Below are 26,484 nucleotides of genomic sequence, written 5' to 3'. Positions count from 1 at the left end.
GAGCGGCATCCGTCGCTCCCCATCGAAACGGAGAACCACCCATGTCAACCATCGCTCCCGACCAGGCCACGGTCTACACTGCCGAGCCCGTACCCCCGCGGAGCAGCACCCTGGCCGTGTCGAGCCTCGTGCTCGGCCTCGTGTCGATCGTCGCCGGCTGGACCTTTCTCGTGCCCATTGCCGGCCTGGTCGTCGGCATCCTCGCCCTCGGACGGGAACCGCAGGCGCGCACCCTGGCGATCTGGGGCATCGTGCTCAACGCCGTGCTGCTGGCCGGCTCGCTGCTGCTCGTGCTGCTGGCGCTGGCCCTCGGCCTGCTGGCGCTGCCGTTCGCGTTCTTGATCTGACCTCGATCTGGCCCGGCGTGGCCTCGCGCTACTCCAGGAAGCCGCGCAGGAGCAGGGCGGTGCCGGCCAGGTGCTCGGCCATCGCCTGCGCGGCGGCGTCGGGCCGACCGGTCAGGATCGCGGTCACGATCTGCTCGTGCTGCCGGTCCGAGTGTGCGATGTTCGGGCCGAGTGACGGGATGTTGTCGAGCAGTTCGTTGACCCGCATCCGCACTTCAGCCAGCAGCGGCACGAGCGACGGTGAGCCGGCCAGCTCGCCGATGGTGAGGTGCAGCCTGGAGTCCAGCCGGCGGTAGTCCTCGCCGGTGGCGCCGATCGAGTCGGCAAGGCTGTTCCACAGCACTTCCCGTTCGCCGGGCGACAGAGTGCGCGCGGCGGCATGCCGGGCGGCGCCCTCCTCCAGGATTTCCCGGAGCGCGAGCGCGTCCTCGATCTCTGCCACGGAGATGTCCCGGCGCGCCGGTAGTCCACGCTCGTGGCCTCGGCCGGGCGTCTGCTGGGGCAACGAATCGTTGACGAAGGTGCCGCCGTAGCGGCCGCGTCGGGAGACCAGATAGCCGGCCTCGGCCAGGGACGCGATCGCATCCCGCAGCGTGTCCCGACTCACGGCGAGCATGGCGGCAAGTTCACGTTCGGCCGGCAGTCGTGCGCCGGGCGCGATCAGCCCCAGCCGCACGGTCTGCAGCAGCCGCTGCACGGTCTCCTCGAAGGCGTTGCCACTGTGCACGGGGCGCAGCAGCAGGCCACTGTCGAGCCGGGGCTGTTCGTCGTCGATCACTGTTCTGGTCCTGGCTCCTGGTCGGACTTCCAGTCCATCACGGTTTCCGCACCCTCCCGCACCGCTACATCGGCGTCACGTAGGCCGAGCTGATGCCGCCGTCGACCAGGAACGTGGAGCCCGTGATGAACGAGGAGTCATCGCTGGCCAGGAACGCGACAGCGGCCGCGAGCTCCTCGGGTTCCGCGAACCGGCCGACTGGGATGTGCACCAGCCGCCGGGCCGCGCGCTCCGGGTCCTTCGCGAATAGCTCTTGCAGGAGCGGGGTGTTCACCGGGCCGGGGCACAGTGCGTTGACCCGGATGCCCTGGCGCGCGAACTGCACGCCCAGCTCGCGGCTGAGAGCGAGCACGCCGCCTTTCGAGGCGGTGTAGGAGATCTGACTGGTCGCGGAGCCGAGCACGGCCACGAACGAGGCCGTGTTGATGATCGACCCGCGGCCCTGCTTCACCATGTAGCGCAGGGCGGACCGGCAGCACAGGTACACCGACTTCAGGTTGACGTCCTGCACCCGTTGCCAGGCCGGCAGCTCGGTCGTCTCGATCGAATCGTCGTCGGGCGGGGAGATCCCGGCATTGTTGAACGCGATGTCGACGGAGCCGTAGGTGAGATAGGCGGTGTCGAAGAGGGCGTTGACCTCGTCCTCGTCGGTGACATCAACCTTGACGTAGAGGCAATCGAGCTGGTCGGCGGCCGCGAGTCCCGCCGCTTCGTCGAGGTCGCCGATCACGACCGTTGCTCCTTCCGCGGCGAACCGTTTCGCCGTGGCCAGGCCGATGCCGCTGGCGCCGCCGGTGATCACGGCGACCCGGCCCGCGAGCCGCTGGGTGAGGTCGATGGGGGTGAGGGTGCTCATGCTGGCTCCTTGGGGTTCGTCGGGGGGTGTGGCGTCTAGTCGACTGCGATGAAGACGTTCTTGGTCTCGGTGAACGACAATGGGGCGTCCGGGCCCAGTTCCCGGCCAAGGCCCGACTGCTTGAAGCCGCCGAACGGAGTCGAGTAGCGCACGGAGGAGTGCGAGTTGACGGACAGATTGCCGGATTCCACGGCCCGCGCCACTCGGATCGCCCGGCCCACGTCGCGGGTCCAGATCGATCCGGAGAGGCCGTAGTCGGTGTCGTTGGCGAGGTTCACGGCGTCGTCCTCACCGTCGAACGGCAGCACGGTGACGACGGGTCCGAAGATCTCGTCGGTGACAGAGCGGTCCGTGCGGGAGTCCGGGGTGAGCACGGTCGGCGGGAACCAGAAACCCGGTCCGGTCGGAGCGCTGCCCCGAAAGGCCACGGGGGAGCCCTCCGGCACATAGGCCGAGACCGCGGCGTGGTGCGCGGCCGAGACGAGCGGGCCCATCTCGGTGCTCTCGTCGGCGGGATCGCCCACCCGCACACCGGCGACGGCCGGCTCGAGCAGCTCGAGAAACCGGTCGTAGACGCTCCGCTCCACCAGGATGCGGCTGCGGGCGCAGCAGTCCTGACCGGCGTTCTCGAACACCCCGGAGGGTGCGGTGGCGGCGGCCTTCTCCAGGTTGGAGTCGGCGAACACGATGTTGGCGCTCTTGCCGCCGAGTTCCAGGGTGACCCGTTTGACCTGGGCGGCGCAGCCGGCCATGATCCGCTTGCCGACATCCGTCGACCCGGTGAAGACGACCTTCCGCACCTGGGGGTGCGTCACGAACCGCTCGCCGACCACCGATCCGCGGCCGGGCAGCACCTGGAACAGCCCCTCGGGCAGGCCGGCCTCCCGGGCGAGTACGCCCAGTTGGATGCTGGAGAGTGGCGTCCACTCCGCCGGTTTCAGCAACACCGCGTTGCCAGCCGCTAGGGCGGGAGCGAAACCCCAGGCCGCGATCGTCATCGGGAAGTTCCACGGGGTGATGATGCCGACCACACCCAGCGGTTCCTGGAAGGTCACGTCGAGACCGCCGGATACCGGGATCTGCCGCCCGAAGAGTCGCTCGGGGGCGGCCGAGTAGTAGGTCAACACGTCGCGCACATGGCCGGCCTCCCAGCGCGCCTGCATGATCGGATGCCCCGAGTTGGCCATCTCGATGCGGGCCAGGTTCTCCCGGTCCCCGTCCACGGCCTCCGCGAAGCGGCGCAGAACGGCAGCCTTGTCGGCCGGCGCCACCCGGGACCAGAGCCGCTGCGCGGCCACCGCCCGGGAGACGGCCTCATCGGTCGCATCCGTGTCGAGGTGTTCGACCACGGATACTGTGGTCTCGTCGGCCGGGTTGATCACGGTGTAGCTGCTCACAGGGTCGCCCTTTCCTGGTCGTGCTCGTGGTCATGGGTCGCCCGGTAGCGGGCGGCCGCGTCGACCAGGCCCGCGAAGAGACGTAGGTCGTCGTGCTGTTCCGGATGCCACTGCACGGCCAGCCCGAACGGGACGTCGGTGAGTTCCACGGCCTGCACGACCCCGTCGTGAGTGCGTGCGGACACGGTGAGTCCGGCGCCGATCCGGTCGATGGACTGGTGGTGGTAGACGGGAACGGGAAGCGGCACGTCCAGGGCGTCGAGCAGCCCGTGCAGCCGCGACTCGGGTTCCACGTGCACGTCCACGATCGTGAAGACGCCGCCGCCGGCCTGGTAACCGCCGTGGCCCACGACGTCGGGCAGGTGCTGGTGCAGGGTGCCGCCCTGTGCGATGTTGAGCATCTGGGCGCCGCGGCAGATGCCGAGCAGCGGCAGCTCCCGGTCGATGGCCCGGTGGATCAGCTCATGCTCCCAGGCGTCGCGGTCCCGCCGAGGCTCGTCGGTTTCCGTGTGGGCGGCCTGACCGTAACGCGCGGGATCGACGTCCTTGCCGCCGGTGATGACCAGGCCGTCGAGGCCGTCGAGCACCCGGTCGGCAATGGCCGCGTCCACGGGCTGCGGCGGCAGCAGCACGGCGATGCCGCCCGCGCGGATGACCGAGTCGAAATAGGCCTGGGGCAGGAAGGCGGCCGGCACGTCCCAGACACCGGTCTGGGACTGCTCGAGATAGGTGGTCAGGCCGATCACGGGGCGCAGGTCGGCACCGGGGCGCGGTGAGGTTCCGGGGTCAGAGGCGCTCAAAGCCGCGCACCCGCTCCCAGTCGGTCACCGCCGCGTCATAGGCTTCCAGCTCGATCCGCGCGTTGTTGAGGTAGTGATCGACGACCTCGTCGCCGAACGCCTCCCGGGCGACCGTGGATGTCGCGAACAGTGCGGTGGCCTCCCGCAGCGAGGCCGGAACCCGCTCGGCGCCGCTCTCGTAGGCGTTGCCGACGAAGACATCGTCCAGTTCGAGTTCGTTCTCGATGCCGTAGAGGCCGGCCGCGATCAGCGCGGCCACGGCCAGGTACTGGTTCACGTCGCCGCCGGGCACTCGGTTCTCCACCCGCAGGCCGAGGCCGGCCCCCACCACGCGCAGGGCGCACGTGCGGTTATCGAGCCCCCAGGCGATCGCTGTCGGCGCGAAACTGCCGCTGACATAGCGCTTATAGGAGTTGATGTTCGGCGCCGAGAACAGGGTCAGCTCGCGCATCACCGCGAGCTGGCCGGCGAGGAAGTGACGGAACAGCGTCGACATACCGTAATCGGCGTCCTTGTCGGCGAAGACCGCGGATCCGTCGGTGTCGCGCAGGCTGATATGGATGTGGCAGCTGTTGCCCTCCCGCTCGTTGAACTTGGCCATGAAGGTCAGGCTCTTGCCGTGGGCATCCGCGATCTCCTTGGCGCCGTTCTTGTAGATGGAGTGGTTGTCGCAGGTGGCCAGGGCGTCGGTGTAGCGGAACGCGATCTCCTGCTGGCCCAGGTTGCACTCGCCCTTGACGCCCTCGCAGTACATTCCGGCGCCGTCCATGGCGTTACGGATGTCCCGCAGTAACGGTTCCATCCGGGTGGAGGCGAGCAGCGCATAGTCGATGTTGTAGTCGCTGGCGGGGGTCAGGTCGCGGTAGCCCTTCTTCCACGCCTCCCGATAGCCGTCGTCGAAGACGATGAACTCCAGCTCGGTGCCGACATAGGGCACCAGCCCGCGGTCGGCCAGCCGGGCCAGCTGGGTTTTCAGGATCTGGCGCGGCGACGCCACGACGGGTGTCTTGTCGAGCCACTGCAGGTCCGCGGTGACGAGGGCGGCCCCGGGCAGCCAGGGCGCGCGTCGCAGCGTGGCAAGGTCGGGGATCATGGCCATGTCGCCGTAGCCGCGTCGCCAGCTCGACATCTCATAGCCGTCCACCGTGTTCATCTCCACGTCGACGGCCAGCAGATAGTTGCAGCACTCCGCGCCGTGGCCGGCCACGTCTTCCAGGAAGAGCCGCGCGGAGACCCGCTTGCCCACCAGCCGCCCCTGCATATCGGTGAATGCGACGACGACCGTGTCGATGTCGCCGCCGCGAACCAGGGAGGTGAGGTCCTCGAGCGAGAGATTTCCGGAGCGGGGTGTCATCAACTTCTCCTCATCGAGCCGGTCAAAGGGTGAACATTCGACCATTAGACCACAGATCGAGCGCGGCGTAACGGCCAATTTTTCTTCCGCTCGACTCAGTAATCGGGACGTAAAGGTATGTACAAGCCACCATTGGAGCCCTATAGTCATGCCAACGTAAACTCCCGGAGTTGCCGCTCGTTCGCTGAGGTGTGCAACCAGAGCGCAAAGGAATCCAGGATGTCCAAAGACACCTTGAACGTCTCGGGCGTGACCTACACGACGGCAGAGGCAGGGTACTTCGAGAAACGCAAGCTCCGCCGCAGCGCCGGGATCTGGGGGCTGTGGGGCCTCGCCGTCGCCGCGGTCATCTCCGGCGATTTCTCGGGCTGGAACTTCGGCATCGATTTCGCCGGGTTCGGCGGAATGCTGATCGCCTTCGCCCTCTTGATCGTCATGTACTACGGCATGATCTTCGCGATCGGGGAGATGGCGTCGGCCATGCCGCACACGGGCGGCGCCTATTCGTTCGCCCGGGCGGCGCTCGGGCCCTGGGGCGGTTTCGTCACCGGCCTGGCCGAGACCATCGAGTATGTCGCGACCACCGCGGTGATCGTGTACTTCTCGGCGTCCTACGCCGACGGCATCACGAGTGAACTGCTCGGAGTCTCACTGCCCGCCTGGGCATGGTGGGCCATCCTCTACGCCGTATTCATCGGCCTGAACTCGGCCGGCGCCGCGATCTCATTCAAATTCGCGATCGTGGTCTCGATCATCTCCATCGGCATCCTGCTGGTGTTCTCGGCCATGGCGGCCTTCTCCGGGCTCTTCAGTGTGGACAACCTCTTCGATATCGCCCCGGAGGCCGGCCAGTCCGAGTTCCTGCCCTTCGGCGTGGTGCCGATCCTGTTCGCCCTGCCCTACGCCATGTGGTTCTTCCTCGGAATTGAGGAGCTGCCGCTGGCCGCGGAGGAATCTCACGACCCGGTGCGGGACATCCCGCGAGCGGGTCTGATCGCCCGCACGACCCTGATCGTGACCGGGCTCCTGGTGCTGGTGCTCAACACCGGGATAGTCGGGGCCTCGAACATCGCCACCGCCGGGGAGCCTCTGCTCGACGGCTTTCGGGCGATGGTCGGCGACGAGGCGGCCGCTGTGCTGGCCCTGTTCGCCCTGGTCGGGCTGCTGGCCTCCCTGCAGGGAATCATGTTCGCGTACGGGCGCAACATGTACTCCCTGTCGCGGGCCGGCTACTACCCGAAATTCCTCTCCCTGACCGGCCGCCGCCAGACTCCGGCTGTGGCGCTGCTGGTGGGGGCCCTGATCGGCTTCGTGGCCCTGATCCTCGTCGACTCGCTCGGCGGCGCCGGCGGCGTGGCCGGGGCGATTGTGCTCAACATCGCCGTATGGGGAGCCGTGATCGCCTACATCCTGCAGATGATCTCGTTCGTCGTGTTGCGCCGAAAGTACCCGAACGCGAACCGGCCCTACCGCAGCCCGTGGGGCGTACCCGGGGCGGTGATCGCGGGCATCCTCTCGCTGGCGATCTTCTTCGGGTTTTTCATCAACGAGCCGGCCCGCCCGGCGATCGCGGCCATCGCCGTGGTCTACGTGGTCATGCTGCTGATCTTCGCGCTCTACGGGCGCAAGCGCCTCGTGCTCTCCCCGGAGGAAGAATACGCGGTGTCCGGCGGCCTGCACGGCGACCCGCAGAAGGAGGGCTACGGCGGCGCCGTGGAGGAGCAACTGCTCGCTCTCGACGGCCGGGACGACCAGCGCGCACAGTAGCCGAGCGATTTTCGATCGCTTGGTTGGGTCGCCCTCCGCCGGTCAGAGCTGACGCACCCGCGTGGACGCTGTTCAGCACCGGCCGAGCGACCGGCCGGTGTTGAACCAATTCGACGGAGATTCTCGAGGAAAACACTCAGTTCGCCGTGGTGAGGTCCGTTTTCGGCGAAATCTCCGTCGAATTCGCTCGGGCTGCGGGGCGGGAGCGCTACTGTGACGCCATGTGCGTCTGGCAGCGGCGTTCCCGCGGCCGACCGGGTTCCGCGCCGGCCGCTCGGCCGGTAGGGAACCCGGCCGATGTGATGGTGCTGCGCGACCACACCCTCCCCGACCGGGACTGGACGGTGCTGCCCGCAGGCAGCCGCGCCTTCTGGTTCCCGGTGCCGAGCGGGAACCTCGCCGCCTTCGAGCTGGGCGACCCGGCGGCACCGAGCCCTGGGACTAGGCCCTGTTCGTGGCCGATCTGATCGCGTTCCTCGACGCAGGGTCCACCCCGGTGCACGTGCTCGGCTACTCGTTCGCTGGGATCGTCGCCGAGCTGGCCCTCGCCGAACGCCCCGAGCTGTTCGCGAGCCTGGTGCTGCTGGGTGTGCCGCCACAGCCCGGCCAGGCGTTCCGGCGGGTGCGCTGGATTGGCCCGCTGAGCCGGGTGCTCCCGCCGAGGCAGATCGCGGGACTGACCATCTGGGCCATCGTCTCCAACGTGAACCGGGTGCCCCTGGGCCGACTCGCTTTCGTGCGGCGCCGGTTCGGCGTCACGAACCGGCACAGCGTCGACGAGATCGTCGGGCTGATGAAACGGATGCCCGCCCAACGTGCCCTGCTTCGGCGCGCGCCGATCCCGTGTCTCGTTGCAGTCGGCGACCGAGACGTCTGGCCCACGGCACTCCACCGGGAGTTCGCCCGTCAGATTGGGGCCGAAATCCGGGTGTACCGCACCGGCCACAGCCCGTGCGAGACCACCCCGAACCAGCTGGCGCGCGATATGCCCGCGCTTTACCGCGCGGCCGGCTGAACCGGAGACCGCCGGGCTGATCCGACGCCTCCGCGAGACAGGTCAGCGCCCGATCGTGGGACGCCCGGCCCGGCGCCGCCGCACCGCGTACCGGGCGGCATGCCGGCGCCACGGGTTGTTCTCCGGCCAGCCCTGCAGCAGGGTGCGCCCGCCCCACCGCGCCCGGCGGGCGATGGCGCTCCAGGAATCGAAGGGCCGGCCGGAGATGGCCACCCGCAGGGTCGGGTCGTAGCGCACGCGCACCGCGGGGCTCAGGTTCATACTCAGGTCGAGGTCGTCGTGGATGTCGTCGCGGTCGCGGTGCACCCGGAGGCGGGCCTCCAGCCAGACCGCCCGGTGCATGGCGAAATTCGAGCCGAAGACCGGGCGGTGCCCCAACCAGAACGGCATCCAGAAGAAATAACCGCCGATGTAGAAGGTCCCGCCCAACCAGGCCACGAGGGGGCTGCAGCCGTAGAAATCGCCGGGGCCGGTGACCATGTCGCTCCCGGGGGACTCCGCCAGCGCGGACTCGATCCGCGCCAGCCAGTCGGCCGGCGGCACGGAGTCGGCGTCGAGTCGGGCGATCACGTCACCGGATGCCGCGTCGTAGCCGGCCGCAGCCGCCGGCCAGATGCCCCGCTGGGTCGCCCGCACGACCCGCGCACCCCCGGAGAGAGCGACCTCTGCCGAAGCATCCGTGCTCGCGTTGTCGACGACGATCACCTCGTCGGGCACCCGCTGCTGCCGGGCCAGAGCCGTGAGGCAGGCTTGGAGAAAGGCGGCGTCGTTGTAGCAGGGGATCACGACCGAGATCGTCATCATCGCTGCGTCCTTTCCCGCGCGCAGTGAGCTGTCGCGTTGATCCTCCATCTGGCGGTCACGGTCAGATCGCGCGGCAGTGCGTGGTGAGGAACCCGATCTTGTCGATGGTGATCGTGACCGTCGAACCGTCGCGCAGGAATACCGGCGGTTTGCGGCTGTAGCCGGCGCCGCCCGGGCTGCCGGTGGAGATGAGCGTGCCCGGCATCAGGGTCGAGGTTCTGGAGAGGTAGGAGATAATCTCGGCGACCGAGCGCACCATGTCGCCGCTCGAGGCATCCTGCAGGATGCGGCCGTCGACGTGGGTGGTCAGCCACAGGTCCTGCGGGTCGGCGATCTGGTCTGCCGTGATGACGACCGGCCCGGTGGGCGTGAAACCGTCGAAGGACTTGCAGCGCGACCACTGCGCCTCGGAGAATTGCAGGTCGCGCGCCGTGATGTCGTTGACGACCGTGTAGCCGAAGACATGGTCGAGAGCGTCCGCCACCGACACGTGGTGTGCGGCCGTGCCGATGATCACGCCGAGCTCCGCCTCGTAGTCGACCTGGCTGGTCAGATCGGTCGGCCAGGTGATCGTGGACTCGTGCCCGGTGAGCGAGTTGGGCCAGAGCGAGAACACGGTCGCGGCCGTTTCGACGCGCAGTTCGAGCTCGGAGGAGTGGGCGGCGTAGTTGGCGCCGATCGCGATGATCTGAGGCGGACGCAGCACGGCCGACGAGTAGCGCAGCTCGCCCAGCGGGGTGAGCGTTGCTCCCTGCGCGGCGGCGTTCTGGCTCAGGGCGCGCACCCGGTCGTACTCGTCAGAGTCCTTCTCGATCAGGTCCTGCAGATCGCGGGGGGCGTCGTCCATGATCTCGTCGAGGAACAGCGCTGCGTCGTCGAAGACGGCGGCGAGCCGCGGAGTGGTTTGACCTTCAACTCTCAGGTGGGCGAATTTCACCTGTTTAGGCTATCTGGCCCGGGAGCGGTCGCGGTGCGCGGGGCAGCCGCGGCGCCTGCCGCGCGCCACAGGTGCATGCCGGCGTAGCTGCGCCACGGCGCCCAGGCGGCACCGTGGCGGGCGAGTTGCCGGGCCTCCGCGGGCAGGCCGAGCCGCCCGGCGCCCTGCAACAGGGCCAGGTCGCTGGTCAGCAGGATGTCCGGGCTGCCCAGCACGCGCAGAGCCACGTATCCGGCCGTCCACGGTCCGATCCCGGCCAGGGCGGTCAGACGGGACTCGAGATCCTCCCGGGTCTGCCCGTAAGAGAGCACCAGATCGCCGGAGCAGAGCGCCTCCGCCACGCCGATGATCGCGTTGATGCGTGCGGCCGGGCCGCGAAGCACGCCGCGGCCCTCGGTCGCGATCCGCTGGGCGGTGGGGAACAGCCGGGTCAGGGGAGCGGTGGTGGGGTCGTGGATGAAGGGGCTGGTGCCGGTGGTGGCGCTGGCGCTTTCGCTGTCGCCCGCACCCGGGTACACGTCGTCGCCGAGCGCAGCGGCCAGCCGGGTGAGTGCCGTTCGGGCGGAGGCCACCGAGACCTGCTGGCCGATGAGCGCGCGGAACAGGGTCTCCTCGGGGTCCACGCTGCCCGGCACGCGTATGCCGGGGGTGGCCGCGATTCCGGCCGCGAGTTGCGGGTCCCGCCCGAGCGCCAGGTCGATCGCCCGGGAGTCCGCGTCCAGGTCAAGCAGGCGCCGCACCCGGCTGACGAGCGGCGCGAGGTCGGCGAGGCTGGCCAGGCGGGCGCGGCAGGCGACGCCTGGCGCGGCCGCCGTTCCCGACAGGGTCAGTTCCACCGTCGCGGGTCCGTGTGGCAGGCGCAGCGTGCGCGCGTAACGAGCATCCGTCGCCTGCTCCACCCCCGCGAGGCCTCGCGCGGCGAGGAACCGCAGTACCCCCACCCCGTCGAACGGCGCGCGCGCCGGCAGCAGCAGGTCGATGCCCGTCCCGTCGACGAGCCCGAAGACGGCCTCCCCGATCCCGCCGACGCTGAGGGGCTGGGCGCGGGGCTGGGCGCGGGCGGGACGGGCGCGGCGCAGCTCGGTGGGGGTGCGCTCGTAGACGGCGGCGATGGTGTCGTTGAACTGGCGCACGCTGCCGAAACCGGCGGCGAATGCGACCTCGGTGATCGGGACATCCGTGCTCGCCAGCAGCACGCGGGCGGTCTGCGCTCGATGCGCCCGGGCGAGCGCGAGCGGGCCGGCGCCCAGCTCGGTCACGAGCACGCGGGTCAGGTGCCGTTCGCTGTAGCCGAGGCGGCGGGCGAGGCCGGGCACGCCCTCCCGCTCAACCGTGCCGTCGCTGATCAGGCGCATGGCGCGGGCGGCGAGGTCGTCACGGATGTCCCAGTCCGGCGACCCGGGGACGGCATCAGGAAGGCAGCGTTTGCACGCCCGCAGGCCGGCCTCGTGCGCGGCCGCGCTGGTGAGATAGAACGACACATTGGCCGGCTTCGGTGTGGCCGCCGGGCAGCTGGGGCGGCAGTAGATTCCGGTGGAGTGCACGCCCGTGATGAACTGACCGTCGAAGCGGGAGTCTCGGGAGGACATGGCCCGGTAGCGCTCGAAGAAGACCGGATCGAGCCCGGCAGGAGGGATGGTCACCCGGCCAGCCTGCCACCGCTAGCTCGGGCGCACCAGCGGGAATCGGCCATCGCCGGTGCCGGCCGCAGCGGCCGCGGGCCATGCCGGCCTGCGTTCGGGCCTGCCCTCCGGCACCCGGCCCGGTACTCTGGGCGTATGACCGCACTGGAGCGTCTGCAGGCCGAACTCGGCACCCACGTCAGCGTCGATCCGCGCCGGCTCGCGGCCGTTCGGGGCGACAAATCGGGCTGGGTTGCCCCAGGGATGCCGCTGGCGGTCGTCTACGCCGCATCCGTCGACCAGGCGCAGGCCACGCTGCGCATCGCGACCGAGTTTCGCGTGCCGGTGATCACCCGCGGAGCCGGAACGGGCCTTGCCGGGGGAGCGTGCGGCACGGACGGCGCCATTGTGCTGAGCCTGGAACGGATGAACCGTATCCTCGAGATCCGCCCGGAGGATGAACTGGCCGTGGTCGAGCCGGGCGTGCTCAACGGCGACCTCAACACGGCCCTCTCCGCGCACGGGCTGTGGTTCACGCCGGACCCGGCAAGCCGGGCGATCTCCTCGGTCGGCGGCAACATCGCCACCAACGCGGGTGGGCTGCTCTGCGCGAAGTACGGCGTCACCCGGGAGGCGGTGCTGGCGTTGACGGTGGTGCTCGCCGACGGGAGCCTGCTGGAGATCGGGCACCGCACCGTCAAGGGCGTCACCGGCTACGATTTGACCGCGCTGCTCACCGGCTCGGAGGGCACCCTCGGCGTGATCGTCGAGGCCACCGTGCGGGCGCGCGCCATCACCCTGGGCGAGACCGTCACGATCGGCGCGACGTTCCCCGACGTGGCCCAGGCGGCCGCGGCATCCGGTCTCGTCACGGCGGCCCGGCTGCGCCCGGCCGTGATGGAACTCATCGACCCGGTGGCTCTGGCCCTGATCGTGGCGTACCTCGGGCCGAACCTGTTCGAGGGAGTTCCGGCCGGGAGAGCGTTCCTTCTGGTGCAGACGGATGGACCGGGGAGCCAGGCGGAGGCGGACCAGGTGGTGGCCGTGCTGCTGGCTGCGGGCGGGGAGGTGCGCGTCTCCACCGACGCCGAATCCGCCGATCGACTGCTGGCCGTGCGGCGGGCCGCGCACCCGGCGCTGGCCGCCCACGGCGAGGTTCTGATCGAGGATGTCTGCGTGCCCCGCTCCCGGCTGGCCGAGATGTTCGCCCGGATTGCTGAGATCAGCGCCCGCACGGGCCTGCCCATCCCCACGGTGGCCCACGCCGGAGACGGCAATCTGCACCCCAATTTCCTGATCCCGTTCGATCCGGCCCGGGGCGGCGCGGAGCCGGTCGTGCCGGAGGCGGTCTGGCTGGCGGCCGACGAGCTCTTCCGTGCCGCGCTCGAACTCGGCGGCACGCTCACCGGCGAGCACGGGGTCGGCGTGCTCAAGCGGCGCTGGCTGGCCGAGGAGCTCGGCGACACGGGCTTCGCCTTGCAGCGTCGGATCAAGGCGGCGTTCGACCCGTTGGGCATCCTCAACCCGGGCACCATGTTCGAGGCGTGAGCGCGCCGCTAGTCTGTTGGGCATGACCCACGAGCCGACCCCGGAGCACTCCGCCGCCGCCGCCCATTCTCATCCGGCCGGAACCCAGCCCGCAGCCCAGCCTGCCCCGGTGCAGCCCGCGGCCCAGCCCGTGCAGCCCGTCTGGACCGCCCCCGTTCGTCGCACCCGGGCGGGCATCGTCACGCTCACGGTCGCCGGCCTCGTCATCGGGGGCGCCGCGCTGCTGCTGGTGTTCGTCTACCTGGCCACCTTCCTCGGTGCCGGCACACTGCTGGTCGGCCTCATCCTGGCGCTCATCCCGCTGATCGGGATTTTGCTCGCCGTGGGCTGGATCGATCGGTGGGAGCCCGAACCCCGCCCGGCCCTCTGGTTCGCGTTTCTCTGGGGCGCCGGCGTCTCCATCGTGACGGCGCTGCTCTTCGACCTCGGCGTGCAGCTGGCCCGGGCCGGCGCCGGAGCCATCGAAACGGATGACGGTTTCGCCGCCGCCGTCTTCCAGGCGCCCCTCGTCGAGGAGGCTGCCAAGGGCGCGGGGGTGCTGCTGCTCTTCTGGGTGCTGCGTCGCAGATTCGACGGCCCGGTCGATGGCGTGGTCTATGCCGCGACGATCGCCGCCGGATTCGCCTTCACCGAAAATATCCAATATTTCGGTGTGGCGATGATGGAGGGCGGCGCCGAGAACCTGGGCTTCACGTTCCTGGTGCGGGGGGTGTTGTCGCCCTTCGCCCATGTCTTGTTCACCGCCTGCATCGGCTTGGCGTGCGGGCTGGCGGTCCGGTACCGGCCGTTCCTGGCCTTTGCCACGATTCTGCTCGGATTCGTCTCGGCGATCTTTCTGCACTTCGTCTGGAACGGGGCGTTCTACCTGGTCGAGAGTGGCTCGCTGGTGGCGTACTACCTCGCCGTGCAGGTGCCTTTGTTCCTCGGCGCGATCATGGTTGTCGTGCTGCTGCGGCGCCAGGAAGAACGCGTCACCGTGCTCCGGCTGAGCGAGTATGCCGCGGCCGGCTGGTTCAGCCCGGCCGAGGTGGGCATGCTCGCCACCCGCGATGGCCGTCGGCAGGCTCGATCCTGGGCCGCGCGGCAGCCCCACACCCGGAAACGGGCCATGCACCACTTCATCCACAACTCCACCCGCCTCGCTTTCGCCCGACAACGCATGGTGAACGGCACGGCCGCGAACGTCGACCGGGCCGACGAAACGGAGCTGCTGGGGCTGATCCAGCGCGACCGTGCCGGCGTGATCACCGGACGCTGATGCCCTGACGCACAGGGACTCGCCGCCCCGGTGGTGTGGCAGTGCCGACGACTCTCCCGGAGCGGCGAGTTCTGTTCCCATGGTGCGCCCGACGGCCGCGTTCGCGCAAGGGGGAATTTTCGGTGTGCGGGCGAGCGCGCAATCCGATTGGATAGAGGAATGACTGATCAAAACATCAAGCCCGAACTCGACGCTCTTGAGGGCCCCGCGCCTACCGAACTGACCATCACCGACATCGTGGTGGGCGAGGGAGCCAAAGCAACCCCCGGCGCCACCGTCAACGTGCACTACCTCGGCGTCGCCTACGACACCGGAGACGAATTCGACTCCTCCTGGAGCCGCGGGCAGTCGATCAACTTCCCGCTTGCTCAGCTCATCGCGGGCTGGCAGCAGGGCATCCCCGGCATGAAGGTCGGCGGACGCCGCAAGCTGGTCGTCCCTCCGCACCTGGCCTACGGACCGGCCGGCGGAGGACACCAGCTCTCCGGCCAGACCCTGATCTTCGTGATCGACCTGCTCGGAACCCGCTAGAAATCCGCAGTGCCGGAAGCACGTGCGAGTCGCGCATCGCTACGAATCGTGTTCGATTCGCACGTGCTTGATCCGGGAGGTGTGGCCGCGCACGATGGTCACCGCGCTCTTGGACACGCCGAAGTGCTTGGCCAGCAGCTTCACCAGCGCATCGTTGGCGGCCCCCTCAACAGCCCGCTGCTGCAAGAACACGGTGAGCGCGGCATCCGTCGGAGCACGGGGCGCGTCGTCGCCCGGCTCCCGACCCGGCCCTCCCCCGGAGACCAGCGGTCCCTTCCGGCTACCGGGCTTCACATGCACCGTCAAGTTCACCGTTCGCGTCACGCCGGTCCTCCGGGAATATAGTTCTCTTCACAACGCTAGTGGGCGGAGTCGTCTTCATGATCTCAATCGATAGTGCGCGGGCCCTGGCCGAAGCCGGGCTGCAGTGGCGTCCTGTTTCCGGTGACGCCTTCCGCATCGAGCGCTCCGGCTTCGAAAGCGACGTGTTCACGGTCAGTGACATGACGATCGAGCCGCACGAGTTCGACACGGGAACGATCCTCGGGTTCAACGGCACCACCGAGTGGGCCCTCGATTCACTGGCCCTCGAGGATGCCCTGTGGATGCCGCGTGAGGACCAGCTGCGCGATCTGTTGCGGAGCACGTTCCGTTCGCTCACCCGTCAGGGCGAGGACAGCTACCGGGTGACGGTGGAGCTGAACGGCACGCCGGAATTCTTCGACGCCGCCGACCCCGCGGATGCCTACGGCAACGCGCTCCTGCGTCTGATCAGCCTGTCCGCCGACTCCCTCGCCTGAACACCCACTCTCTCACCGGCTCCGCCGGTGGCCGAGCCTGCCGAGACCCGGTGACCGGGCCCTCGAATCCGCCCATCGGCGTTCGTCACCGTCGCTAGCTCCGAAGTTTTTCGGAACGCGCCGGGCAACCGGCCTGGGGCGACCCGGTCTTTTCGGACGGGGTCCTTGGTTTCATTTTAGGCGGCGAGTGTGAGTTTGATGAGGCGTTCGGTGGGTGTTGAGTAGCCGAGAGTTTGGTGCAGGCGAACGGTGTTGAAGTGGTGAATGTAGTTGATGACTTCGGTGCGGGCCTTGCGCCGTGTCGTGAAGGTTTGCCAGTTGAGGCTTTCGCTCGTGAGTTTGGAGAAGAACGTTTCGGCGGCGGCGTTGTCCCAACACTGCATCTTCGCGCCCATGGAGCGGGAGGCTAGGTCGATGACGGTGGCGAGATAGAGCCAGCCTTCCTGGGTGTGGATGTAGGTGATATCACCGACGAGGATCGTGCCGACGCTCAGCGAGGTGAAGTCCCGCAGGAGCAGATCGACCGGGTCGGCCAGTCGGGAGGCCCGCTGGTAGCGGATCGTGAAGGCGCGTTCTGCCGCGCCCTTGGACTCGGCGAACGCGATCATCACCTGCGCGGTGAGGTCTTCATGCCGCCTCTGCGCGGGCGCGGTGACGTGGTGCGACCAGTCGGAGAACCCTGATGTTGATACTCTGAGCCGGCGGCAGAGGTAGGTGATGGGGAAGTCGGCCTTCATCCGGGAGATCATTTCGAACCGTTGTCGTTTTGATCGAGTTCCAGGAAGAGGGCCTTCGCTTTTTTCTCGAAGTCGAGATCCCTCCGCAGCAGGGCGTTTTCCTTCTCCAGGTCCCGGATCCGTTTCCGGGCTTGCGGCGTGAGCTCACCAGCAGGATCGATGGTCTTCAGCCTCGCGGCGTTGACCCAAGTCCACAGAGTCCGGTGGTTGATCCCGAGCGCTGCGGCGACTTTCACGATCGATTTGTCGCCCTCCGCGACGCGGGCCACCGCGGCAGCCCGAAACTCCGGGCTGAAGTGTTGGTGTTTCTCGTGTTCCATTTGTCTATCCAATCCCGAAGCCAGGAGGACTGTCCGGAAACACTGGGTCACCCCAGCCCACCAGGACGGCGTGTTGCGAAAAACTCCGAAGTTACGTGACACGGATGCGTGCTGATGGGTGCCGATCTGGAGCACGGAATGTCAGTGGTCAGCCGTAACGTGAGTCTCATGAAGCCCTCCTACAGTGAGCACACCCTGCGGTTGCCCGTGCGTTCGGCCGACCCCCCTTGCCGAGAGCCGCACCCTGATGAATGAACTAACCGGCACCCGGGCGGCCCTGCAGGATGGGTCGATCACCTACCGGCAGGCGCAGGCGATCACGGCCCGGCACCAGAAGTCGGTGGGGACCGCACGGTGATCTTCGAGCCGGAGACCGACGGAACGGCGTCGCTCCACTGATACGCCACGGCGGAGAAAATGAAGGCCGGGTACGACCGCCTCACCGTGATGGGGATGAGCCTGCAGGGCCCGAACGAGACCCGTACGCTGACCCAACTGCGGGCGGACGTGTTCGAAGACCTCATCCTCAATGGGGTCACCGCGAATGGCGTCGGCCAGGGCATCCGCGGCTCGGTGCACGTCACCGTCCCGGTGATGACGCTCCTCGGCCACTTCGAGGAACCCGGCCACCTCGAGGAACCCGGCCACCTCGAGGGGTACGGGCCGATCGACCCCGACACCGCCCGCGAGATCGCCGCTCGGGCACCCGGCTTCATCCGAATCCTGACCCATCCGGAGTCCGGGGTGCTAGTTCGACGGGATCACCGCGCACGACAACCTCGCGCATCTGTGCCCGGTCGACCATGCGCTCAAGTCCGAGACCCGGTGGAGTTACGTGCACCTGCCGTACGGCACGCTGACGTGGACCTCGCCGACCGGGCGCACGTTCATCAGCCGGGGACCGACGTCAGGCCAGCCAGGTCGCCGTCATCCGCTGCACGACTCCGCCGTCGAGGTCGGCGAGCTTGGCCCCCACGAACTGGCGCGCCGCCTCCGAGGTCTGCACCCGAAACGGGGGGCGGTCGCCGTCGAGCAGGGCGGCGACGATCTCGCCGGCGCTCCGGGCCGACTGGGCCGAGCCGAAGGATGACGCTGCGCGGGCCAGGTACGCCTCCAGTGCCGCGGCGTACGGGTCGTTGGCCAGGCCGGATTGGTTGAGGTCGCGGCCGACGTTGGCGACGAACGAGGATGCCACGGCGCCGGGTTCGACCACCGTCACCCACACACCGGCCGTGGCGGCAACCGGGGCCAGGCTCTCCATGAATCCCTCCACCGCGAACTTCGCCGCACAATACGCCTCGTTGAAGGGCTGCCCGATGGCTCCACCCACGCTCGAGACGGTGATCAGCCGGCCCCTGCTGCCCCGAAGAAGAGGGAGCGCGGCCCGTGTGAGGGCAACCACCCCGAAGAAGTTCACCTCCATCACGGCGCGAACGTCGTCGACCGTTTCGTTCTCGATGGTGCCGAGCCTCCCCGACCCGGCGTTGTTGATGAGCGCGTCCAGCCGGCCGTGCCGGTCGATGGTCCCGGCCACGGCATCCATGGCCGCCTGCGGTTCAGTCACGTCCAGGCGACGGATGTCGAGACTCACCTCCGCGTCGGCGGCCGCGTCCCGCAGAGCGCGGGTGCCCTCGAGGTTGCGCATGGTGGCTACCACCGTGTGGCCGGCGCGGGCCGCGGCGATGGCGGCGTGGAGTCCGATACCGGAGGAGGTCCCCGTGATCAGAACGACGCTGGAGTCCGGTGCGTGAGTCAGGCTTCTAGTACCGGTCGGGTTCCGGGCCGAGCTGGAACCGGCGGCCTGTGATCCTGGTCGGCGTTATCTCGACGTAGATGTACTTCAGGGTCGGGATGAGCGGGCGCAGCGGCAGTTGATCCGCGGCCTCGATCTCGGCTTGCTTGTCGAGAGCTCGGGCCTCGCCTCGCACCACGACGCTCCACGCCTCGCTACGGCCGATGCCGTCGATCTCGAAGGCGACCCGGTTGTTCACCGTGAGCTCGAGGAGCTTCGTGCCCTCGGCCGTGCGGAAAACGAGCCGCCGGTCTGCGGAGACGAAGTTCACCGGGTAGATGTCCGGCTCACCGGAAATGCTCATCGCGAGTCTTCCGAAACTGGACGAGATCAGGAGATCCCAGCAGTCGTCCTCGCTGAGGTTCTGAACCGCATACAGGTCGTTGGTTTCCATGACTCATAGTCCCACGCGGTCCGGTCCGGCGCGAGCAGGTGCCGGAAACGAAAAACGCGCCCACCGTTCCCCGAGGGGCGGTGGGCGCGTTTCGGCCTGACAGCGAGTCGGATCAGTCCCGACGGACGCGTTCGACGGTGCGTCGCAGAGCGAGGAGCGCGCCGAGTCCGAGGAGCAGAGTGCCGACGGCCACGGAGATCAGCAAGGGAGCCGAGTCGACGCCGGTCGCGGCCAGCTCGGGAGCGGCCGTGATCGTGTCGGCGGCGATCGGGAGGGCCGTCTCGGTCGGGGTCGGGGTCGGGGTCTCGGTCGGTGTCTGCGTGACCTCGGCCGGGAGCGCGATCGTGTTGAGTTCGGTCGCGCACTCCACGGTCGAGCCGCCACCGTTGCTGGAATAGTTGCACTGGTTGATGGTGACGGGAATGTCTGTCGTCACCGTTGCCGAGGGATTCACCCGGCAGTGCACATCGGCGCCGCCGCCGTTCCCGGCGTTGTTGCACTGCGTGACGGTCGCGCCGGTGGTGTTCTCAAGGGGCACGCAGTCGAGTTCCGTGCTGGCTCCGGAGCCGACGCACTGGTTGACCGTGGCTGGGGTTGCCGTGGTCGCACCGGTGATGTGGTTGTTCACGGTCACCGTGCAGATAGTGTTACCGCCGCCGACGTTGATCGAGCCGTTGCACTGGGTGATTGTGTGGATCAGCTTGGAAGAGTTCACGACCGTCGCTGCGGGGGGCTCCACCTCGGTGTTTGCCGCGTGGATGCTGACGACGGTGCTGGTGGTCGACCTTGTCGCGCCGGTGGCCAGATTGAGATAATTGTCGACCGTGACGCTGCATTCGACGGCGCCGGTGCCGCCGCCGACTCCGGCGACATCGTTGCACTGTTCGACGGTGCCGTCGACCGCAGCAGCCGAGGCGGGAACCGCCGGCGAAGCGGTCAGGACGAAGGCCGAGAGGAGGAGGCCGAGGGCCAGAACAATCGAACGGTTCAGTGCCGTCGAGCGAAAGAATGTACGTGAAGTTGTAACAGCCGGCAGATTTGCGATGGAGGCCCCCTTATTAGGGCAACTCTAACAGGGCATTCTCGGGTGCGAACGACGAGGAACGGGTCAACGCCCTTCGTTCACGCCTCTGACCCGGTCAATAAGATCTTTCCACGGCCCAGAGACCTGCTGCTCGCCGAGCACGACCTCGTGGGGTGCGCAACGGATGCGGTAGACGTAGCGGTCCGGCTGCGGAGCAGTCGCGGACACCTCGTCCCAGGGCAGCCCACGGAGAAGTTCCGTCCAGGCGGACCGATCGGGTTGTTCCTCCACCTGGACCTCCCAGGTGGTGCGGATGCCGGCGAAGCCACCGCTGCGCGAAACGACGACCTTCATGGGGCCGACATTACTCCGGCCGAGGGGCAGGAACGACGGTGGCGCGACGGACGCCGGTTCCTGGTCTCGTGCCGGACCGGGGCCGGGATCCGGTGCCGAGCCCGCCGCCGAGGCCGACGGCGGTCCAGCCGGCGATCACGGCCTCGTGTTCTCGGGACCCGGCGCCGTGGCGCGTGACCGCCGCCCGCGAGGTCGCCCGCGCGAACCCGGCGAAGTCCACGGTGCGGCCCAGCGTGCCAGAGGTGAGGGTGTCGAACCAGATCTGGCCGGCCGTCTCCCAGGCGTTTCCGCCGAGAGCTGTGGCCACGAGGTAGAACGCCCGGTTCGGAATGCCCGAATTCAGGTGCACCCCGCCGTTGTCGTCCTCGGTTTCGATGTAGCCGGTCATGTCCGCGGGCTGGGGGTCCTTGCCGAGTACATCGTCGTTGTAGGCGGTGCCGGGAGCCTTCAGCGAGCGCAGCGCGACCCCCTGCACCTGGTCGGTGAAGAGACCTTCGCCGATCAGCCAGCCGGCCTCGGCAGTTGACTGGCCCAGGGAGTGCTGCTCCACCAGTGAGCCGAACACGTCCGACAGGGACTCGTTGATCGCACCTGATTGCCCCTCGTAGGTGAGGTTGGCCGTGAATTGGGTCACTCCGTGCGTGAGCTCATGCCCGATCACCGTCAGCGACGAGGTGAAACGGTTGAAGACCAGGCCGTCGCCATCGCCGAACACCATACGCTCGCCGTCCCAGAACGCGTTGTCGTAGTTGCGGCCGTAGTGCACGGTCGCCTCCAGCGACACACCGCGGTCATCGATCGAGTCGCGCTCGAACACGTTCCAGAACAGGGAATGCGTGTCTCCGAGCCCCGCCCAGGCCTCATTGACCGCGAGATCGGCCCCGGCGGGCTGGCCCTCGCGGCGGACCAGCCGGCCCGGCAGTCGTTCCAGGCCGCCGGCATCCGACACGGCCCGGTCCACGTGCCCGCGAACCCGAGCGGCCGCACCGCCGCGCACACCGGAGTGGACCGACGACGAGGGCGTCGGATGCGCCGCCGCGCGCAATTCCCGGATCGGCACGTCCCGCATCAGAGACCGTCTGGCTGCCTCGGCCGCGGTCGCGAGCCGGGGATCGTCGACCCGCGCCAGCCGCACCAGCAGATACGGCGGCACGATAGTGCACCGGGAGAAGCCGTGCGATGAGCCTGTCATGGGTCGAGTGTGGCACTCGGCGGTGACGCGCACCACAGAAATTCTTGATCAGCCCGTGTGCCGCGACCCTGAGACCCGAGCGAAGGCCCGCGGCGGCATCCGGAACGTGGGCCGGGTGCCGCCGCGGGGGTCTGGTGTCATCAGCAGCCGACCCGCTGCCTGAAAATTGAGGAACGCCGGTCGAGCACCATTAATAGCACCGTGCGCGCCGAGCGAGAAGGTGCCGGTGAGAGGGCTTCCGTAGACTCTCAGCATGCGCTTCGGAATCGTCATACTCCCGCAGGATTCGTGGCCGGAGGCCCGCCGTCGCTGGCAGGGCGCTGAGCAGCTCGGCTTCGACCACGCCTGGACCTACGACCACCTGTCCTGGCGGTCGTTGGCCGACCAGCCCTGGCATGCGACCGTCCCGACGCTGACTGCCGCGGCGGTCGTCACCACGCGGATCCGGCTGGGTACCTTCGTCTCGTCACCGAACTTCCGGCATCCGGTGACCTTCGCCAAGGAGATCGCCACCCTCGACGACATTGCCGGCGGGCGATTCCTGCTCGGGGTGGGCTCCGGCGGAACCGGGTTCGACGCCACCGTGCTCGGGCAGCCCGAGTACACCCCGAAGCAGCGGTCCGAGCGCTTCGCCGCGTTCGTCACGGCCCTCGACCGGCTGCTGCGCCATGAGGAACCGGGCAGCGGCGGCATCAGCTTCGAGGGGGAGTGGGCGAGGGCGGTCGGCGCGCGAATGGTCGGTGTGCCTGCCCAGAAGCCGCGGGTTCCGTTCGTCATCGCCGCGAACGGGCCCAAAGGGCTGCGCCTCGTCACGACGTTCGGTTCCGGCTGGGTGACGACGGGAGCGGACGGCGTCGTGGGCGAGGACTGGTGGGCGGCGGTAGCCGGCCTGACGCACCGGCTGGAGGACACGGCAGTCGTCGCGGGCAGGGAGCCGGCCACCATCGACCGGTACCTGTCCCTCGACAGCGGCGGCAGCTACTCCCTGCAGAGCATCGGAGCGTTCGAGGATGCCGTAGGTCGGGCCGGCGAACTCGGCTTCACCGACGTGATCAGCCACTGGCCGCGAGCGGCCGGCATCTACGCCGGAACGGAAGCCGTTCTGCACCGGGCCGCGGCCGTGATCAGCCGGCAGCGCGTCTAGTTCGGAAACTAATCTGAGAAGAACCGACCCCGCAGAGCCGGCCCAAATGAGCTAAAATAAACGATCCGCACCGGGCATCCCCCCTCCATTCTGGAACCGGGTCCCGGTCTCGCTTCAGGCCTCGTCGGCGAGGTGCTGACACAATCTCCGATCCGCGCCTGCCCAATCACGATGGCGGCGGTCCATGCTCCCGATTCAGAAGGCACGACGTGACCGCACCATTCTCCCCACCGGGCCGCCCCGACGCTCGAGTCCCGGACCATTCCCGCCACCGCATCGGCGGCAAGATCGTTCCGGCCCCCCGGGTCTTCTTCCCGGCCCTGATCATCATCCTGGCCATCGTCGTGATCGCCATTGCCTTCCCCACCCGCACGGGCGACACCCTCGCCCTGCTGCAGGGCTGGGTCGTGGCCGGCCTGGGCCCGTATTACATCATCATCGTCGCCGCGTTCGTGGTTTTCGCCACATGGATGGGCATGAGCCGGTTCGGTGACATCAAGCTCGGCCAGGACGACGACGTGCCCGAGTTCGGGCTGATGTCCTGGTTCTCGATGCTCTTCGCCGCCGGCATGGGCATCGGCCTCGTATTCTGGGGCACTGCCGAGCCGCTCACCCACTTCACCAGCCCGAAGCCCGGCGTCACGGGCAGCAGCCAGGACCTGGCCGCGGCGGCCATGTCGCAGACGTTTCTGCACTGGGGCTTTCACGCCTGGGCCATCTACGCCGTGGTCGGGCTGTCGCTGGCCTACGCCATCCACCGCAAGGGACGCCCCGTCTCGATCCGCTGGGCCCTGGAACCGCTCCTGGGCGACCGGGTGCGCGGTCGCCTCGGCGACGCCATCGACGTGATCGCGATCGTCGGTACCCTCTTCGGTGTCGCCACCTCCCTCGGGCTGGGCGTCAAGCAGATCGCCGCCGGCCTCCGCCACCTGGGCGTTGTAAAAGAGGTCGACAACACCTTGCTCGTGGTGCTTATCGTCCTGATCACCCTGATCGCAACGGCCTCCGTCGTCAGCGGAGTGGGCAAGGGCATCAAGTGGCTGTCGAATATCAACCTCGGCATGGCCGGGCTATTGCTCGTGGCCGTGCTGCTTCTCGGCCCCACGCTCTACCTGCTGCGCGTCTTCGTCGAATCGATCGGGGGCTACCTGCAGGGCGTCGTCGGGCTCACGTTCGATGCGGGTTCTTTCACCGGCCAGGCCGGCCTCGACTGGCAGGGTGCGTGGACCGTCTTCTACTGGGGCTGGTGGATCTCGTGGGCGCCGTTCGTCGGCGTCTTCATCGCCCGGATCTCCCGCGGCCGCACGGTGCGCGAGTTCGTGGCGGGCGTCCTGCTGGTGCCGACCCTGGTGACCTTCGCCTGGTTCGCGGTCATGGGCGGTAGCGCCATCAAGCAGGCCTTCGGCGGCGATGGTGGCGGACTGTTCGACCCGGAGGTCGGCATCATCCCCGAGAATGTGCTCTTCGACTTCCTCTCCGGCCTGCCGGGCGGCGGCATTCTGTCGGTGATCGCCGTGATCGTGGTGGCCATCTTCTTTATCACCTCGGCGGACTCCGGTTCGCTTGTCATCGACATGCTCGCCTCCGGCGGAGACACCAACCCGCCCAAGTGGAGCCGCATCCTCTGGGCCGGTCTCGGCGGACTCGTCGCGATCGCACTCCTGCTGGCCGGTGGGCTCGCGGCCCTGCAGACCGGAGCCATCCTGACTGCCATCCCGGTCAGCGTGGTCATGATCGGCATGTGTGTGGCCACCTACAAGGCGTTCCAGGAGGAGCATCAGGTGCTGGTGCGCCTCGAACGCCGCCAGCGCCGGGAAGAGCTGTCCCGGCGGATCAAGAAGAACGTCACCGAGCACCTGGAAGAGAACTTCGACGATCACTTCGGCGACCAGATGGACGAGCGGATCACCGCCGCCCTCTCCGAGGGAGAGCAGCGCCGGTGGAAGCTGTGGCGTCGCAAGCATCCGGTGGAGCACGCCCGCGCGGAGTCGGACGACGCCGCGCAGGCGGAGCGGCCCGAGCCGACGCCGGTCGTGCTGGTCGATCCGGCGGCTGCCGACCCGATCGGTACCGACCCGACGGCGCCATAGACCCTGGACGTCGATGCGGAAGCCGTGCTTGATAACGGTATCGATCATGCCCAGAGTGCGCAGGGAGATCACCGTGCCGACCCCGAGCATGGCCGCTCCGTGAAGACGGTGACGCGGGACGGCATCCTCAACGGGTTGGTCAGCGTCGGGATGCCGCGCACGGCCGCCGAGCTGACCCTGCTCGACCAGCGCGGCAGCGAACTGCGCATGGACCGCTCTCTGCTGCTGCGCTGCGACAAACCCGACTTTGAACCGGCTGCGGCGGATGAAAGGGCCGGAGTACCGGCCGAATCGGTTGAGAGGCACTCGGCCTGGACGGCCCGTATACCGATGCTGCACAGGTGCCTATGGTGTCAGCATGCGCGCCGACGACCCCTCATCCCCGTCCCTGCAAACCCTACTGACCAGTCGGCTCGGCCGGTGGGCCATCCGCTCCACCCAGATCATCGTCGTGGTCGTGCTGGCCGCCGGCGCCGTCTCCGCTCTGGTGCAGGTGAAACTCGTGGTCATCCCCGTTCTCGTGGCGCTCATCCTGGCATCGGCGCTGGCACCGCTGGTCGGCTGGCTGCGCACGCGGGGCCTCCCGGTCATTCTCGCGACCTGGATCACCCTGCTGGCAGGGGCACTCATCCTCGGCGGCATCGTCACGCTCATCGTCTTCGCGGTGCGCAACCAGTGGGGTGCGCTGGTGGTGGCGGCCAGCGACGGGCTCGACGAACTCCAGGGGCTGCTGGTCGAGGGCCCGATTGCGCTCGACTCTGAGCAGTTCAACGCGGTGCGTGATGCGATCGTGGGTTTCGTCACGAGCGCACAATTCGGCACGGGGGCGCTCGCCGGGGTGTCCGCCGCGGTGGAGCTGGTCACCGGAGCCCTGCTCGTGCTGGTGATCCTGTTCTTCTTCCTCAAAGACGGCGGCCAGATCTGGAACTTTTTCCTACGTTTCCTGCACGGCGAGAGCCTCGAGCGCGCCCACCGGATCGGAGACGTCACCCCGACGGTTCTCGGCCAGTACGTGCGGGGAACGGCGATCATCGCCCTCTTCGACGCCGTTCTGATCGGCGTCGGGCTGGCCATCCTGCAAGTTCCGCTGGCCCTGCCGCTGGCTGTGATCGTGTTCCTCACCGCGTTCATCCCGCTGATCGGGGCGACCATCGCGGGCATCCTGGCTGCCCTCGTGGCGTTGGTGGCCAATGGGCCGCTCGTGGCGCTGATCGTTGTGGCCATCGTGATCGTGGTCAACCAGATCGAGGGTGACCTGCTCAACCCCGTGGTGATGGCGGGGGCGTTGAAACTGCATCCGTTGGTGATCCTCGTCGCTTTGACCGCGGGCACCATCCTCGGTGGTCTCGCCGGGGCCGTTCTGGCGGTCCCGCTCGTCGCGGTGGGCTGGGCGATGATCAAGGTTTGGGACAGGCCGGATCAGTCGATCACCCAGCGGGCGAAGTTCTCCATCCGGCACCGGCCTCAGCCGGCGAAGCCCGCCTAGGCCGGCCCCATTGTCGGCTCGGGGTGGCGAGCCTACGATAATCGGCATCTGACCGGGGAGGCACAGGTGGCGATTTCACCGCTGAGAGCAGCCGACGACCGAGCCTTCGCCGCCATCGTCAACGCGAGGAAGGCCTG

At 68.5% G+C, this 26,484-nt stretch carries 29 protein-coding genes; 12 read left to right on the top strand and 17 right to left on the bottom strand.

Annotation, left to right across the window (positions count from 1 at the left end; genetic code table 11):
* Positions 1-41: 41 nt before the first annotated feature.
* Positions 42-347, top strand: a complete 306-nt coding sequence (locus E3O22_RS13705) for a hypothetical protein (protein ID WP_233194207.1) — start codon at positions 42-44, stop codon at positions 345-347.
* A gap of 28 nt (positions 348-375) precedes the next feature.
* On the opposite strand, the gene E3O22_RS13700 is transcribed toward E3O22_RS13705, so the two are convergent.
* The 5 genes from E3O22_RS13700 to E3O22_RS13680 form a co-directional block, all read right to left on the bottom strand.
* The gene (locus E3O22_RS13700) at positions 376-1,122 is read right to left on the bottom strand and encodes a FadR/GntR family transcriptional regulator (protein ID WP_134394787.1); all 747 of its coding nucleotides are present in this window, start codon (positions 1,120-1,122) and stop codon (positions 376-378) included.
* Between the two features lie 67 nt (positions 1,123-1,189).
* Positions 1,190-1,981 carry a 3-oxoacyl-ACP reductase gene (locus E3O22_RS13695; RefSeq protein ID WP_166784656.1) on the bottom strand — a complete coding sequence of 264 codons (792 nt, stop codon included), beginning with the start codon at positions 1,979-1,981 and terminating at the stop codon, positions 1,190-1,192.
* Between the two features lie 35 nt (positions 1,982-2,016).
* A complete protein-coding gene (locus tag E3O22_RS13690; RefSeq protein WP_134394753.1) occupies positions 2,017-3,378 on the bottom strand; it encodes an aldehyde dehydrogenase in 1,362 nt (453 codons plus the stop codon).
* Positions 3,375-4,178, bottom strand: coding sequence for a gamma-glutamyl-gamma-aminobutyrate hydrolase family protein (locus tag E3O22_RS13685; RefSeq protein WP_241976656.1), 804 nt, complete (start codon positions 4,176-4,178; stop codon positions 3,375-3,377). Before E3O22_RS13685 ends, E3O22_RS13690 begins: the two co-directional genes overlap by 4 nt.
* Complete coding sequence (locus E3O22_RS13680; RefSeq protein ID WP_134394752.1) at positions 4,165-5,532, bottom strand: glutamine synthetase family protein; 1,368 nt, start codon at positions 5,530-5,532, stop codon at positions 4,165-4,167. The genes E3O22_RS13685 and E3O22_RS13680 overlap by 14 nt, the downstream gene beginning before the upstream one ends.
* A 219-nt stretch (positions 5,533-5,751) precedes the next feature.
* Between E3O22_RS13680 and E3O22_RS13675 the strand changes: the two genes are divergently transcribed.
* The 3 genes from E3O22_RS13675 (at position 5,752) to E3O22_RS13670 (ending at position 8,314) form a co-directional block, all read left to right on the top strand.
* The gene (locus E3O22_RS13675; protein WP_134394751.1) at positions 5,752-7,299 is read left to right on the top strand and encodes an amino acid permease; all 1,548 of its coding nucleotides are present in this window, start codon (positions 5,752-5,754) and stop codon (positions 7,297-7,299) included.
* A gap of 146 nt (positions 7,300-7,445) precedes the next feature.
* The gene (locus tag E3O22_RS16465) at positions 7,446-7,766 is read left to right on the top strand and encodes a hypothetical protein (protein WP_241976655.1); all 321 of its coding nucleotides are present in this window, start codon (positions 7,446-7,448) and stop codon (positions 7,764-7,766) included.
* Entirely contained in the window at positions 7,754-8,314 is a 561-nt protein-coding gene (locus E3O22_RS13670; protein WP_241976654.1) for an alpha/beta fold hydrolase, read from the top strand. Before E3O22_RS16465 ends, E3O22_RS13670 begins: the two co-directional genes overlap by 13 nt.
* Positions 8,315-8,356: 42 nt before the next feature.
* On the opposite strand, the gene E3O22_RS13665 is transcribed toward E3O22_RS13670, so the two are convergent.
* From E3O22_RS13665 to E3O22_RS13655, 3 genes are all read right to left on the bottom strand, one after another.
* Positions 8,357-9,118 (bottom strand): glycosyltransferase family A protein, encoded by a 762-nt coding sequence (locus E3O22_RS13665; RefSeq protein ID WP_166784655.1) that lies wholly within the window; start codon positions 9,116-9,118, stop codon positions 8,357-8,359.
* Between the two features lie 61 nt (positions 9,119-9,179).
* Positions 9,180-10,055 carry a fumarylacetoacetate hydrolase family protein gene (locus tag E3O22_RS13660; RefSeq protein ID WP_241973279.1) on the bottom strand — a complete coding sequence of 292 codons (876 nt, stop codon included), beginning with the start codon at positions 10,053-10,055 and terminating at the stop codon, positions 9,180-9,182.
* Entirely contained in the window at positions 10,052-11,644 is a 1,593-nt protein-coding gene (locus E3O22_RS13655) for a DNA-3-methyladenine glycosylase 2 family protein (protein ID WP_134394784.1), read from the bottom strand. The genes E3O22_RS13660 and E3O22_RS13655 overlap by 4 nt, the downstream gene beginning before the upstream one ends.
* Before the next feature lie 189 nt (positions 11,645-11,833).
* On the opposite strand from E3O22_RS13655, the gene E3O22_RS13650 reads away from it, so the two are divergent.
* The 3 genes from E3O22_RS13650 to E3O22_RS13640 all read left to right on the top strand — a co-directional run bounded on the left by E3O22_RS13650 (position 11,834) and on the right by E3O22_RS13640 (position 15,014).
* On the top strand, positions 11,834-13,225 hold the full coding sequence (locus E3O22_RS13650) for an FAD-binding oxidoreductase (protein ID WP_134394748.1): 1,392 nt from the start codon (positions 11,834-11,836) through the stop codon (positions 13,223-13,225).
* Positions 13,226-13,247: 22 nt separating this feature from the next.
* Positions 13,248-14,483, top strand: coding sequence for a PrsW family intramembrane metalloprotease (locus tag E3O22_RS13645; RefSeq protein ID WP_134394746.1), 1,236 nt, complete (start codon positions 13,248-13,250; stop codon positions 14,481-14,483).
* Positions 14,484-14,642: 159 nt separating this feature from the next.
* Positions 14,643-15,014 (top strand): FKBP-type peptidyl-prolyl cis-trans isomerase, encoded by a 372-nt coding sequence (locus E3O22_RS13640; protein ID WP_134394744.1) that lies wholly within the window; start codon positions 14,643-14,645, stop codon positions 15,012-15,014.
* Between the two features lie 39 nt (positions 15,015-15,053).
* Here E3O22_RS13640 and E3O22_RS13635 read toward each other — a convergent pair whose 3' ends face one another.
* Entirely contained in the window at positions 15,054-15,338 is a 285-nt protein-coding gene (locus E3O22_RS13635; RefSeq protein ID WP_241976653.1) for a DUF167 domain-containing protein, read from the bottom strand.
* Positions 15,339-15,394: 56 nt separating this feature from the next.
* Between E3O22_RS13635 and E3O22_RS13630 the strand changes: the two genes are divergently transcribed.
* Positions 15,395-15,814 (top strand): hypothetical protein, encoded by a 420-nt coding sequence (locus E3O22_RS13630; protein ID WP_134394742.1) that lies wholly within the window; start codon positions 15,395-15,397, stop codon positions 15,812-15,814.
* 176 nt (positions 15,815-15,990) lie between these two features.
* Here the strand turns inward: E3O22_RS13630 and E3O22_RS13625 are convergent, their stop codons facing one another.
* The 6 genes from E3O22_RS13625 to E3O22_RS13600 all read right to left on the bottom strand — a co-directional run bounded on the left by E3O22_RS13625 (position 15,991) and on the right by E3O22_RS13600 (position 19,493).
* Complete coding sequence (locus E3O22_RS13625) at positions 15,991-16,551, bottom strand: integrase core domain-containing protein (protein WP_166784654.1); 561 nt, start codon at positions 16,549-16,551, stop codon at positions 15,991-15,993.
* Positions 16,552-16,559: 8 nt separating this feature from the next.
* Positions 16,560-16,871, bottom strand: coding sequence for a transposase (locus E3O22_RS13620; protein ID WP_134394738.1), 312 nt, complete (start codon positions 16,869-16,871; stop codon positions 16,560-16,562).
* A gap of 297 nt (positions 16,872-17,168) precedes the next feature.
* Positions 17,169-17,603 (bottom strand): hypothetical protein, encoded by a 435-nt coding sequence (locus tag E3O22_RS13615; RefSeq protein ID WP_134394736.1) that lies wholly within the window; start codon positions 17,601-17,603, stop codon positions 17,169-17,171.
* Positions 17,604-17,778: 175 nt separating this feature from the next.
* On the bottom strand, positions 17,779-18,594 hold the full coding sequence (locus tag E3O22_RS13610) for an SDR family NAD(P)-dependent oxidoreductase (protein ID WP_255570057.1): 816 nt from the start codon (positions 18,592-18,594) through the stop codon (positions 17,779-17,781).
* A 37-nt stretch (positions 18,595-18,631) separates the two neighbouring features.
* Positions 18,632-19,057: a pyridoxamine 5'-phosphate oxidase family protein gene (locus tag E3O22_RS13605; RefSeq protein WP_134394732.1), complete on the bottom strand. Its 426-nt coding sequence runs from the start codon at positions 19,055-19,057 to the stop codon at positions 18,632-18,634.
* A 112-nt stretch (positions 19,058-19,169) separates the two neighbouring features.
* On the bottom strand, positions 19,170-19,493 hold the full coding sequence (locus E3O22_RS13600; RefSeq protein ID WP_134394730.1) for an LPXTG cell wall anchor domain-containing protein: 324 nt from the start codon (positions 19,491-19,493) through the stop codon (positions 19,170-19,172).
* Between E3O22_RS13600 and E3O22_RS13595 the strand changes: the two genes are divergently transcribed.
* Entirely contained in the window at positions 19,480-19,872 is a 393-nt protein-coding gene (locus tag E3O22_RS13595; protein WP_134394728.1) for a hypothetical protein, read from the top strand. The two genes, E3O22_RS13600 and E3O22_RS13595, sit on opposite strands and share 14 nt — an antisense overlap.
* 293 nt (positions 19,873-20,165) lie before the next feature.
* Here E3O22_RS13595 and E3O22_RS13590 read toward each other — a convergent pair whose 3' ends face one another.
* Together E3O22_RS13590 and E3O22_RS13585 are read right to left on the bottom strand one after the other, a co-directional pair.
* Positions 20,166-20,435 carry a protealysin inhibitor emfourin gene (locus tag E3O22_RS13590; protein WP_134394726.1) on the bottom strand — a complete coding sequence of 90 codons (270 nt, stop codon included), beginning with the start codon at positions 20,433-20,435 and terminating at the stop codon, positions 20,166-20,168.
* Between the two features lie 10 nt (positions 20,436-20,445).
* Positions 20,446-21,627: a M4 family metallopeptidase gene (locus E3O22_RS13585; RefSeq protein WP_134394724.1), complete on the bottom strand. Its 1,182-nt coding sequence runs from the start codon at positions 21,625-21,627 to the stop codon at positions 20,446-20,448.
* A gap of 253 nt (positions 21,628-21,880) precedes the next feature.
* On the opposite strand from E3O22_RS13585, the gene E3O22_RS13580 reads away from it, so the two are divergent.
* The 3 genes from E3O22_RS13580 (at position 21,881) to E3O22_RS13565 (ending at position 26,347) form a co-directional block, all read left to right on the top strand.
* Complete coding sequence (locus E3O22_RS13580) at positions 21,881-22,771, top strand: LLM class flavin-dependent oxidoreductase (protein ID WP_134394722.1); 891 nt, start codon at positions 21,881-21,883, stop codon at positions 22,769-22,771.
* 209 nt (positions 22,772-22,980) lie between these two features.
* Positions 22,981-24,861, top strand: coding sequence for a BCCT family transporter (locus E3O22_RS13575; RefSeq protein WP_134394720.1), 1,881 nt, complete (start codon positions 22,981-22,983; stop codon positions 24,859-24,861).
* A 358-nt stretch (positions 24,862-25,219) separates the two neighbouring features.
* Positions 25,220-26,347 carry an AI-2E family transporter gene (locus tag E3O22_RS13565; RefSeq protein WP_134394718.1) on the top strand — a complete coding sequence of 376 codons (1,128 nt, stop codon included), beginning with the start codon at positions 25,220-25,222 and terminating at the stop codon, positions 26,345-26,347.
* The last annotated feature ends 137 nt before the right edge of the window (positions 26,348-26,484 follow it).

Origin of the sequence: Cryobacterium sp. TMT2-18-2 (genome assembly GCF_004402245.1) — a bacterium.
Lineage (GTDB): Bacteria > Actinomycetota > Actinomycetes > Actinomycetales > Microbacteriaceae > Cryobacterium > Cryobacterium sandaracinum.
Note: the sequence above shows the minus strand (reverse complement) of the source record. Positions and strands in the feature narration are given on the sequence as shown.

Bases quoted from the DNA above. Each gene is read 5' to 3' on its own strand.
- E3O22_RS13705 (WP_233194207.1), top strand. From the start codon at position 42: ATGTCAACCATCGCTCCCGACCAGGCCACGGTCTACACTGCCGAGCCC.
- E3O22_RS13695 (WP_166784656.1), bottom strand. From the start codon at position 1,981: ATGAGCACCCTCACCCCCATCGACCTCACCCAGCGGCTCGCGGGCCGG.
- E3O22_RS13680 (WP_134394752.1), bottom strand. From the start codon at position 5,532: ATGACACCCCGCTCCGGAAATCTCTCGCTCGAGGACCTCACCTCCCTG.
- E3O22_RS13675 (WP_134394751.1), top strand. From the start codon at position 5,752: ATGTCCAAAGACACCTTGAACGTCTCGGGCGTGACCTACACGACGGCA.
- E3O22_RS13665 (WP_166784655.1), bottom strand. From the start codon at position 9,118: ATGATGACGATCTCGGTCGTGATCCCCTGCTACAACGACGCCGCCTTT.
- E3O22_RS13655 (WP_134394784.1), bottom strand. From the start codon at position 11,644: ATGTCCTCCCGAGACTCCCGCTTCGACGGTCAGTTCATCACGGGCGTG.
- E3O22_RS13650 (WP_134394748.1), top strand. From the start codon at position 11,834: ATGACCGCACTGGAGCGTCTGCAGGCCGAACTCGGCACCCACGTCAGC.
- E3O22_RS13645 (WP_134394746.1), top strand. From the start codon at position 13,248: ATGACCCACGAGCCGACCCCGGAGCACTCCGCCGCCGCCGCCCATTCT.
- E3O22_RS13640 (WP_134394744.1), top strand. From the start codon at position 14,643: ATGACTGATCAAAACATCAAGCCCGAACTCGACGCTCTTGAGGGCCCC.
- E3O22_RS13630 (WP_134394742.1), top strand. From the start codon at position 15,395: ATGATCTCAATCGATAGTGCGCGGGCCCTGGCCGAAGCCGGGCTGCAG.
- E3O22_RS13625 (WP_166784654.1), bottom strand. From the start codon at position 16,551: ATGAAGGCCGACTTCCCCATCACCTACCTCTGCCGCCGGCTCAGAGTA.
- E3O22_RS13620 (WP_134394738.1), bottom strand. From the start codon at position 16,871: ATGGAACACGAGAAACACCAACACTTCAGCCCGGAGTTTCGGGCTGCC.
- E3O22_RS13615 (WP_134394736.1), bottom strand. From the start codon at position 17,603: ATGGGTCAGGATTCGGATGAAGCCGGGTGCCCGAGCGGCGATCTCGCG.
- E3O22_RS13605 (WP_134394732.1), bottom strand. From the start codon at position 19,057: ATGGAAACCAACGACCTGTATGCGGTTCAGAACCTCAGCGAGGACGAC.
- E3O22_RS13595 (WP_134394728.1), top strand. From the start codon at position 19,480: ATGTCTGTCGTCACCGTTGCCGAGGGATTCACCCGGCAGTGCACATCG.
- E3O22_RS13590 (WP_134394726.1), bottom strand. From the start codon at position 20,435: ATGAAGGTCGTCGTTTCGCGCAGCGGTGGCTTCGCCGGCATCCGCACC.
- E3O22_RS13585 (WP_134394724.1), bottom strand. From the start codon at position 21,627: ATGACAGGCTCATCGCACGGCTTCTCCCGGTGCACTATCGTGCCGCCG.
- E3O22_RS13580 (WP_134394722.1), top strand. From the start codon at position 21,881: ATGCGCTTCGGAATCGTCATACTCCCGCAGGATTCGTGGCCGGAGGCC.
- E3O22_RS13565 (WP_134394718.1), top strand. From the start codon at position 25,220: ATGCGCGCCGACGACCCCTCATCCCCGTCCCTGCAAACCCTACTGACC.